Annotated in this window: 11 protein-coding genes; 3 read left to right on the forward strand and 8 right to left on the reverse strand. The window is 73.1% G+C overall.

Annotated elements, in window-relative coordinates:
* Both V6U82_RS31355 and V6U82_RS31360 read right to left on the reverse strand, forming a co-directional pair.
* A partial coding sequence (locus tag V6U82_RS31355; protein WP_334467620.1) for an endo-1,4-beta-xylanase occupies positions 1 to 408 on the reverse strand: 408 nt, incomplete at its 3' end.
* A 289-nt stretch (positions 409 to 697) separates the two neighbouring features.
* Positions 698 to 1,129, reverse strand: a complete 432-nt coding sequence (locus V6U82_RS31360) for a winged helix-turn-helix transcriptional regulator (protein ID WP_334467621.1) — start codon at positions 1,127 to 1,129, stop codon at positions 698 to 700.
* Positions 1,130 to 1,245: 116 nt separating this feature from the next.
* Between V6U82_RS31360 and V6U82_RS31365 the strand changes: the two genes are divergently transcribed.
* Positions 1,246 to 2,160 carry an NADP-dependent oxidoreductase gene (locus tag V6U82_RS31365; RefSeq protein ID WP_334467622.1) on the forward strand — a complete coding sequence of 305 codons (915 nt, stop codon included), beginning with the start codon at positions 1,246 to 1,248 and terminating at the stop codon, positions 2,158 to 2,160.
* A gap of 62 nt (positions 2,161 to 2,222) precedes the next feature.
* On the opposite strand, the gene V6U82_RS31370 is transcribed toward V6U82_RS31365, so the two are convergent.
* The 5 genes from V6U82_RS31370 to V6U82_RS31390 all read right to left on the reverse strand — a co-directional run bounded on the left by V6U82_RS31370 (position 2,223) and on the right by V6U82_RS31390 (position 5,423).
* Positions 2,223 to 3,017 carry an ABC transporter permease gene (locus tag V6U82_RS31370; protein WP_334467625.1) on the reverse strand — a complete coding sequence of 265 codons (795 nt, stop codon included), beginning with the start codon at positions 3,015 to 3,017 and terminating at the stop codon, positions 2,223 to 2,225.
* Positions 3,014 to 3,919 (reverse strand): ABC transporter ATP-binding protein, encoded by a 906-nt coding sequence (locus V6U82_RS31375; RefSeq protein WP_128138483.1) that lies wholly within the window; start codon positions 3,917 to 3,919, stop codon positions 3,014 to 3,016. The genes V6U82_RS31370 and V6U82_RS31375 overlap by 4 nt, the downstream gene beginning before the upstream one ends.
* A complete protein-coding gene (locus V6U82_RS31380; protein ID WP_334467627.1) occupies positions 3,916 to 4,287 on the reverse strand; it encodes a hypothetical protein in 372 nt (123 codons plus the stop codon). Before V6U82_RS31380 ends, V6U82_RS31375 begins: the two co-directional genes overlap by 4 nt.
* The gene (locus V6U82_RS31385) at positions 4,287 to 4,889 is read right to left on the reverse strand and encodes a helix-turn-helix domain-containing protein (RefSeq protein ID WP_258545251.1); all 603 of its coding nucleotides are present in this window, start codon (positions 4,887 to 4,889) and stop codon (positions 4,287 to 4,289) included. Before V6U82_RS31385 ends, V6U82_RS31380 begins: the two co-directional genes overlap by 1 nt.
* A 72-nt stretch (positions 4,890 to 4,961) precedes the next feature.
* Entirely contained in the window at positions 4,962 to 5,423 is a 462-nt protein-coding gene (locus V6U82_RS31390; RefSeq protein ID WP_334467631.1) for a MarR family winged helix-turn-helix transcriptional regulator, read from the reverse strand.
* Positions 5,424 to 5,500: 77 nt separating this feature from the next.
* Between V6U82_RS31390 and V6U82_RS31395 the strand changes: the two genes are divergently transcribed.
* A complete protein-coding gene (locus V6U82_RS31395) occupies positions 5,501 to 6,607 on the forward strand; it encodes an epoxide hydrolase family protein (protein ID WP_334467633.1) in 1,107 nt (368 codons plus the stop codon).
* Between the two features lie 9 nt (positions 6,608 to 6,616).
* On the opposite strand, the gene V6U82_RS31400 is transcribed toward V6U82_RS31395, so the two are convergent.
* Positions 6,617 to 7,102 (reverse strand): carboxymuconolactone decarboxylase family protein, encoded by a 486-nt coding sequence (locus tag V6U82_RS31400; protein ID WP_334467635.1) that lies wholly within the window; start codon positions 7,100 to 7,102, stop codon positions 6,617 to 6,619.
* 168 nt (positions 7,103 to 7,270) lie between these two features.
* Here V6U82_RS31400 and V6U82_RS31405 point away from each other — a divergent pair, with 168 nt between their 5' ends.
* Complete coding sequence (locus V6U82_RS31405) at positions 7,271 to 8,152, forward strand: RNA polymerase sigma-70 factor (protein WP_334467637.1); 882 nt, start codon at positions 7,271 to 7,273, stop codon at positions 8,150 to 8,152.
* Positions 8,153 to 8,256: the final 104 nt, after the last annotated feature.

Here is an 8,256-nt window from a genome sequence, read left to right on the forward strand (position 1 = left end):
CAGGTTGCTGCCACTCAGGCTCTGCATCCAGCCCGGCTGCTGCGCGTGCCACGCCAGCGTGTGGCCGCGGACCTGGAGGCCGCGCTGGGTCGCCCAGTTGTAGATCTGGTCACCGGAGGAGAAGTTGAACTGGCCCCGGTTGGGCTGCAGCGCTTCCGGCTTCATCTCGTTCTCGGCCGTGATCATGTTGAACTCACGCGCCGCGATGGTGCTGTACGTGGAGTCGCCCAGCCGGTTCGCCGCGATGGCGGTGCCGAAGTAGCGGCCCGACTGTGCCGCGGCGGCACCGAGCGTGCTCGCCGCCGCCTGGGCCAGGCTGGGCACCACGAGCGCGGCACCGGCCAGTGCCAGCGCGCTGGTGACGGCGGCCAGCACCACGCGGTGGCTGCGCCTCGGTAGATGTTTCATGACACTCCTCTGCATATCGGACGATGATGCGCTGGCGATGCCCGGCTGGACGCGGGTGGGAGCCGGCGGTGCGCCCACCCCCGCGTCACTGCCCTGAAACTTTTCGAAGATGTACCGGTAACTTCCCTGGGAAGATATCCGCGACGGCACGATCGGTCAATGTCGATGTCAACGCGAACATGGACTCGACCGGCTGATCAGCGCGGGAGTCCACAGATGTCCGTGAGAGCGAAGCGCGACGGGAACCGCGACCAGGACCGAAAGTTTCGGAGAATCCCGGCGCGACCGGTCAGCGATCGGCGGCGGCGTCGTACCGCTCGCGGTTGGCGTGCACCTCGTCCATGTGCGCCTCGGCCCACACCTTGATGCCGTACGTCAGCCGGTGCAGCGACAGACCGAGGTCGGTCAGCTCGTAGGTGACAGTCACCGGCACGCTCGGCGTCACGGTGCGGGTGACCAGGCCGTCGCGTTCCAGTGAGCGCAACGTCTGGGTGAGCATCTTCTGGCTGACCCCGGCCAGCCGGCGGGACAGCTCGGAGTAGCGCATGACCTGCGGCTCCGCGTGGTGGTCGGGACCGTCACGGCCGAGCGCGGCCAGGATCAGCGCCACCCACTTGTCGGAGATCCGGTCCAGGAGTTGCCGGCTCGGGCAGCCCGCGAGGAACGCGTCGTACTCGGCCCGCGCCTGCGCCCGCTTCTGCGCCGCCGTCTGCGTCGGCATCGTCCGCGCCTCCCACCCCGGGGTACCCAACGCACTCCGAAGTGCGTACTTCCCGAAAGAAAGTTACCCCTCCATCGTGGAGCAGGTCACCCCTCAAGAACAAAGGAGACCCGACCATGGGTACGCGTACCTTCCGCACCGCCGTCGTCCGCACCCCGGGCGGACCCGGCGCGATCGAGATCGTCGACGTCCCGGAGCGCGAGCCGGGGCCCGGCGAGGTCCGGGTGGCCGTCGCCGCGGCGGCGGTCAACCCCGTCGACCTCGGGGTCGCGGACGGCTTCTTCCACTCGCTGGGGCTGATCGACCAGCCGCACCACACCGGCCTGGGCTGGGACTTCGCTGGCACCGTCGACGCCGCCGGCCCGGGCGTGGACCTGACCGCCGGCACCCGGGTCGCCGGGCTGGTGGTCGGGTTCGACCGCGACTACGGCACGTACGCCGAGCAGCTCGTCGTGCCCACGGCCGACCTCGCGGTCGTACCCGATGATCTGGATCTGGTGGCGGCGGCGACCGTGCCGCTCAACGGCCTGGCCGCGGCGCAGGTCGTCGACCTGCTCGGCGAGCCGCCCGCCGGCGGCCGGCTGCTGGTCACCGGTGCGGCCGGCGCGGTCGGCGGCTACGTCCTCGCGCTCGCCTCGGCCCGAGGATGGCGGGTGACCGGCCTGGCGCGGGCCGACGACGAGAAGTTCGTCCGCGGCCTCGGCGCCGGCTTCACCACCGCCGGCGAACCGGGCTGGGACGCGGTCGCCGACGCGGCCGCGTGGCAGGAGCGGGCGCTCGCCCTGGTCCGCGACGGCGGCGTGTTCGTCGGCGTGCGGCCCAACGCGCAGCCGGCCGCCGAGCGCGGCGTCACCGTCCGCGTGATCGAGACCCGCGCCGACGGGGTACGCCTCGCCGACCTGCTCGCCCGCACCGCGGCCGGTGAGCTGCCGGCCCGGGTGCACGCGGTGCTGCCGCTGGACCGGGCGGCGGACGCGCACCGGGCGATGGCCGACGGCGGGGTACGCGGGCGCTACGTGCTGCGCCCCTGACCAGCGGCGACGCCGGTCGACAGCGCACCACATCCCGTGCGCCGTGACACCGCCGGCGACGCTCAGGTGATGTCGCGGCGCATCGGGACGACCACTGCGAGCGCGGCGGCGGCGACCGCGTACCCGGTCAGCAGCAGGGCGCCGGCCGCCGGTGGCAGGAGTGCGACGGCGTCGTTGCCGAGCTGCGCGGACATCGCGTCGGCGACGTAGGTGAAGTCGGTGAGCGCGGCGGTGGCTCCGCCGGGCAGGAGCGGGTAGAGCGCGTTGACGCCGGGGATCATCATCAGGACGGGCTCGGCCAGGTAGAGGTAGCCGACGACCACGCACACGGCCGCGACCTGGTTGCGGAGCAGGGCGCCCACGCCGGTGCCGACGAGCAGGTAGACAGCCATCGCGACGCCGATGCGGGCGAGCAGCGCCAGCACCGTGGGGGCGGGCAGGCCCAGCGACACGCCACGCACGGCGGCGACCGTGAACAGGGCCGCCGCGGCGGAGCCGGCCAGCGCGATCCCGTAGCCGAGGCCGACGATCGCGTGGGTGGCGAGTTTCGCGGCGAGCACCCGCCCTCGGCGCGGCGCGAACATGAACGTGACGGCGGCGGTGCCGTGCCGGTACTCGGACGTGGCCGCGAGGGCGCCGGCGGCGGCCGGCACGAAGGCGGTGAAGCCGAGGATGCCGAGGATCGACCGCAGGCCCTCCTCGGTGTGCAGGCCGGGCATCGGCGGGTCGAAGTTCTCCGGTCCGACGAGCGCCATGAGCCCGACCAGGCCGCCGCCGAGCGCGACGGCGGCGAGCAGCAGCCCGGCACACATCCGGGTCGCCAGCACCCGGCGTAGTTCCGCTCTGAGCAGGTTCATCGGGCCTCCGCCGGGTCGTTGGTCAGGTCGAGGAAGAGCTGTTCGAGGCTTGTGGTCTCGGTGACCAGCTCGTGGATCCGCAGACGGTGGTCCGCGGCGAGGTCGGCGACGCGGGGCGCGTCCAGTCCGCGTACCCGCAGGCGGCCGGGCCCGGCGGCCTCGACGGACCCGGCGGCGGCCGTCAGCGCGGCGGCCAGGGAGTCCGTGTCCGGCGAGGTGACGAGCACCGTCGGCGGGCCGGTGAGCCGGGACCACGGCCCGGCGGCGACGAGTTCGCCGCGCCGGATCACCACCACGTCGTCCACCACCTGCTGGACCTCGTGCAGGACGTGGCTGGAGACCAGCACGGTGCGGCCCTCGTCGGCGAGCCGGCGCAGCAGGCCGCGCAGCCACGACATGCCTTCCGGGTCCAGGCCGTTCGACGGTTCGTCGAGCAGCAGGACGCGAGGGTCGCCGAGCAGCGCCGTGGCGAGGCTGAGCCGTTGGCGCATGCCGGTGGAGAACCCCCGGGTACGACGGTCGGCGGCGTGCGCGAGGCCGAGCAGGTCCAGCAGTTCCGCGACGCGGCTGTCCGGGCAGCCGGCCATCGCGGCGTAGACGCCCAGGTGGTCACGGGCGGTGTGGCCGGGGTGGAACGCGTTGCCGTCGAACACCGCGCCGACGGTCCGCGACGGCTGGGCCAGCCGGCCGTAGGGCTGCCCGCCGATCGTGGCGGTGCCGCTGGTCGGCGTCACCAGTCCGGTCAGCATGCGCATCGTGGTGGTCTTGCCGGCGCCGTTCGGGCCGAGGAAGCCGGTGACCGCGCCGGGCCGCACGGTGAAGGTCAGATCGCGTACGGCGGTGACGTCGCCGTAGCACTTGGTCAGGCCCGACGCCTCGATCGGCAGGTGGTCGCCGGTCACGGCCGGCCCCTCGTCGCACGCCCGATGGTCTCGGCGAGGCCCGCCGCGGCCGGGTCGGAGACGACGACCTCGTCGAACTCTCCGCCGGCCGCCGCGCGGTCCAGCACCAGGTGCAGGCCGGGCTGACCCCGCCGGGCCGCCACGAGCTGGCGGGGACCGCCGAAGATGCCCCAGACGCCGATCTTGGCGAAGCCGGACACCGCGTACCCGCGCCGGGCGCCACGGGCCAGCCGGATCGGCTCGTCCACCGGGGCGGCGTGCCGCACGGCGGCCAGGCGCAGCGCGAACCGCTCCCGCCCGACCCACATCCGTTCCCATCCGGTGAACCGGATGTCGATCACATCGCCGTTGAGCATCACGGATGCCATCAGTCGTCGCCCTTCGTCGTGTCGGAGTCGTGCGCTGACGTGTGCGTGTCGCCGGGGGTGGCCTGGCGGTCGGCGGGCATCAGGATGGTCGCCAGCAGCCGGGGGGTCCGTCCGTCGCCGGGTCCTCTGGCGAGCAACGGGCCGACCAGCGCGTTGAGCCCGGCCGCGAACTCGTGCAGTTCGGCGTCGTTCAGGTGCAGTACGAGCTGCTGGTATCCGACGCCGTCGGCGACGAAGTCGACGGACTCCCGCGCGAGGTAGCGGGAGAACTCGGACAGCAGGCTCGACACGAACGCGGTGAAGTAGCGCGCGTGATCCTCCGGTGTCGCCGCCGCCAGGGCCGCCGGGTCCAGTGCCGCGCCGTGCGCGGGCAGCGCGTACACCCGCTCGACGGCGCCGCGGACCTTGCGCTCCTCCACCACGTCGAGCATTCCGGTCTTCACGAGCGTCGCCAGGTGCCGGTAGAGCGTGGCCTGCGGGACGTCGGGCAGCAGCTCGACCAGGTCGTGCGTGGTCACCCGGGCGCCCGCGACCGCGCGGAGGATGCGGATCCGCACCGGGTGCAGCGCGGTCTCCGCCCACCGCTCCATCGACGTCGTCACGCCGCAGACGTTATCACTATCGAGAACGATAATGATAGGACGACGAGCGAGAATTTCGCCGGACGGCGGCGGTCAGGCGGGCGGGCGGGTGTGGTGGGCCAGCACCCGCGACAGCAGGCGGGTCAGGTCCGCGCGTTCGTCCGGCGACAGCGGCGCGAGCAGGTCGTCCTGGACGGCGGCGAAACACTTCTCCAGCCGCCGCAACTGCCGCCGCCCCGCCGCGGTGATGGTGACGACGTTGCGCCGCCGGTCGGCCGGGTCCGGGCTGCGGGTGACGAACTCCCGCTCGGCGAGTTCGTTGAGCGCCGCCACCACGTCGCTGACGTGGATGCCGCTGCGTCGGCCGAGCGTCGCCTGACTGGCCGGGCCGAACTCGTCGAGCGTGGCGAGCAGCCGGAAGTGGTACCCCCGGGCGTCGACAGCCGCGAGGCCGTCGCCGACCAGCCGGCCGGCGCGTACGGCGGTCTGGGTGATCAGCCAGCTCGGCAGGCCGGCCAGGCGGGTCGGTACGAGGTCCGGCTCCGGGTTCTCCACGTGCCCAGCCTAACCGGGAACGTTGGCGGCACCAATGATCTGCGCTATCGTTGGCCGCACCAACGTTAGCGTGACCAATGATCGGAGCCACAGTGATCGAGCCGTTCCGCGTCCACGTCCCCCAGGCCGACCTCGACGACCTGGCCGACCGTCTGGCCCGCACCCGCTGGCCCGACGAGCTACCGGAGGCCGGGTGGGACTACGGCATCCCGCTGGCCCGGGTACGGGAGCTGGCCGAGCACTGGCGCACCGCGTACGACTGGCGGGCGGCCGAGGCCGAGCTGAACCGGTGTCCGCAGTTCACCACCACCATCGACGGGCAGAACATCCACTTCCTGCACGCACGCTCCGCCGACCCGGACGCGCTGCCGCTCATCCTCACGCACGGCTGGCCCGGCTCGGTCGTGGAGTTCCTCGACGTGCTCGGCCCGCTGTCCGAACAGTTCCACCTGGTCGTACCGTCGATCCCCGGGTTCGGGTTCTCCGGCCCGACCCGGGAACGCGGCTGGGACGTCGACCGCGTCGCCCGCGCCTGGGCCGAGCTGATGCGGCGGCTCGGCTACCGGCGGTACGGCGCACAGGGCGGCGACTGGGGTTCGGTCATCTCCACCCGGCTCGGCGGCATCGACCCGGACCACGTCGTCGGCGTACACCTCAACTACCTGCCCACGCCCCCGCCGCCCGGCTGGACCGGGGAGGCCGGACTGTCCGACGGGGACCGGGACCGGCTCGCCCGGATCATGGCGCTCAAGACGCAGCGGCATCCCCATCAGGTGCTCTACGCCAGCCGGCCGCAGACCGTGTCGTACGCGCTGCACGACTCCCCCGTCGGGCAGCTGGCGTGGATCGCCGAGAAGTTCACCGAGTGGACCGACCCGCGATCGGCGATCGGCGTCGACCGCATCCTCACCGACGTCTCGGTCTACTGGTTCACCCGCACGGCCGCCTCGTCCGCCCGGCTGGTGCGGGAGAGCGCGTTCGGTGGTCCGCCCGCGCCCTGCCCGCCCCCGCTCGGCGTCGCCGTGTTCGCGCACGACATCACCCGCGCCGTCCGGCCGATCGCCGAACTGACGTACACGATCCGGCAGTGGAGCGAGTTCGACCGGGGTGGTCACTTCGCCGCGCTGGAGGTGCCGGAACTGTTCGCCGACGACGTCCGGTCGTTCTTCCGGAGCCTGCGGTGACGGCCGCGCTCAGCCCATGGCCGCCGCGAACATGCCCGGCTCGTACGAGCCGCCGCGCTGGTGCACGAGCACCGCGAACCGGTTCGCCGCGTTGATCAGCCCGAGCAGGCAGACCAGCGCCGCGATCTGGTCGTCGTCGTAGTGCTTGCGCACCTGGGCCCACGTCTCGTCGGACACGCCCTGGTGGGCGTCGGCGAGCCGGGTGCCCTCCTCGGCGAACGCCAGCGCCGCGCACTCGGCCTCGGTGAACACGGTCGACTCACGCCAGGCGGCGACCAGGTTCAGCCGGACCGCGCTCTCGCCCCCGGCCACCGCCTCCTTGGTGTGCATGTCGATGCACCAGCCGCAGCCGTTGATCTGGCTGGCCCGCAGCGACACCAGCTCCTGCACGGTGCGGGGCAGCGACGACTGGTGGATCACCAGGCCCGCACCGGCGAAGCGCTTCATGAACGTCGCCGAGACCGGGTTCTCGAACAGGTTGAATCGGGTCTGCATGGTTGCGCCCTCTCTGCTGGGGTGGGTGGCTGACGAACACGAGATGCCGGGGACGCGTCCGGCGTGACGGCGACGCCGGGTGAGGACCGCCACAGCGACCGGGTGTCACACGGCGGCGGTGGCCGGCGTCTGGTGGGGAACGCAGCCGAGCAGCGAAGGGAGCCAGTCATGGCGGACCCGGCCACCGAGGACTTCCTCGCGCACCGGAACCTGCTCTTCACCGTCGCGTACGAGATGCTCGGCTCGGCCGCCGACGCGGAGGACGTGGTGCAGGAGACCTGGCTGCGCTGGTCCGGCGTCGACCTCGACGAGATTCGGGACCGGCGCGCCTACCTGGTCCGGATCACCACCCGGCAGGCGCTGTCCCGGCTGCGCACGCTGGGCCGGCGCAAGGAGTCGTACGTCGGCTCGTGGCTGCCCGAGCCGCTGCTCACCGCGCCCGACGTGGCCGACGACGTGGCGCTCGCGGAGAGCGTGTCGATGGCGATGCTGCTGGTGCTGGAGACGCTGACGCCGACCGAGCGGGCCGTGTTCGTGCTGCGGGAGGTGTTCGACGTCGGCTACGACGAGATCGCCGAGACAATCGAGCGGAGTCCCGTCGCCGTGCGGCAGATCGCGCACCGGGCGCGGGCCCACGTCGCGGCGCGCCGCCCCCGGCGTACCGTCCCGGCGGCCGAGGCCCGCGACGCCCTCGACGCGTTCCGGCGGGCGGTCGAGACCGGCGACCTGGACGGGCTGCTCCGCGTCCTGTCGGCGGACGCGGTGCTGGTGGGCGACGGCGGCGGGATCAAGCAGGCGATTGCCCGGCCGGTCACCGGCGGCGACAAGGTGGCCCGGCTGCTCGCGGGCGGCTGGCGCCGGGTCGCCGCCGTGGCGTCGATGGAGCCGGTCCAGGTCAACGGCTACCCGGCGCTGCTGGTACGCCTCGACGGCGAGCTGGACACCGTGGTCGCGGTACGCCTCGACGACGGCCGGATCAGCGGGCTCTACGCGGTGCGCAACCCGGAGAAGCTGTCCCACATGACCCGCGAGACGACGCTGCGCCGCTGACCGGCCGCCGCGCTCCGGGCCGCGCACGGCGGCGGCCTGGTCTGACTGTGAGGCTGGCCGGGTCGGCCCGTACGTGATGGGCTGATGTCGGCGGCAGTGGACGT

Source organism: Micromonospora sp. CPCC 205554 (assembly GCF_036902745.1).
GTDB classification, from domain to species: Bacteria; Actinomycetota; Actinomycetes; order Mycobacteriales; family Micromonosporaceae; genus Micromonospora; species Micromonospora tulbaghiae.

What these genes read in the sequence shown, in the direction of transcription:
- V6U82_RS31400 (WP_334467635.1), bottom strand. Translation starts at nt 7,102, where the DNA reads ATGCAGACCCGATTCAACCTGTTCGAGAACCCGGTCTCGGCGACGTTC.
- V6U82_RS31360 (WP_334467621.1), bottom strand. Translation starts at nt 1,129, where the DNA reads ATGCCGACGCAGACGGCGGCGCAGAAGCGGGCGCAGGCGCGGGCCGAG.
- V6U82_RS31370 (WP_334467625.1), bottom strand. Translation starts at nt 3,017, where the DNA reads ATGAACCTGCTCAGAGCGGAACTACGCCGGGTGCTGGCGACCCGGATG.
- V6U82_RS31395 (WP_334467633.1), top strand. Translation starts at nt 5,501, where the DNA reads ATGATCGGAGCCACAGTGATCGAGCCGTTCCGCGTCCACGTCCCCCAG.
- V6U82_RS31365 (WP_334467622.1), top strand. Translation starts at nt 1,246, where the DNA reads ATGGGTACGCGTACCTTCCGCACCGCCGTCGTCCGCACCCCGGGCGGA.
- V6U82_RS31380 (WP_334467627.1), bottom strand. Translation starts at nt 4,287, where the DNA reads ATGGCATCCGTGATGCTCAACGGCGATGTGATCGACATCCGGTTCACC.
- V6U82_RS31405 (WP_334467637.1), top strand. Translation starts at nt 7,271, where the DNA reads ATGGCGGACCCGGCCACCGAGGACTTCCTCGCGCACCGGAACCTGCTC.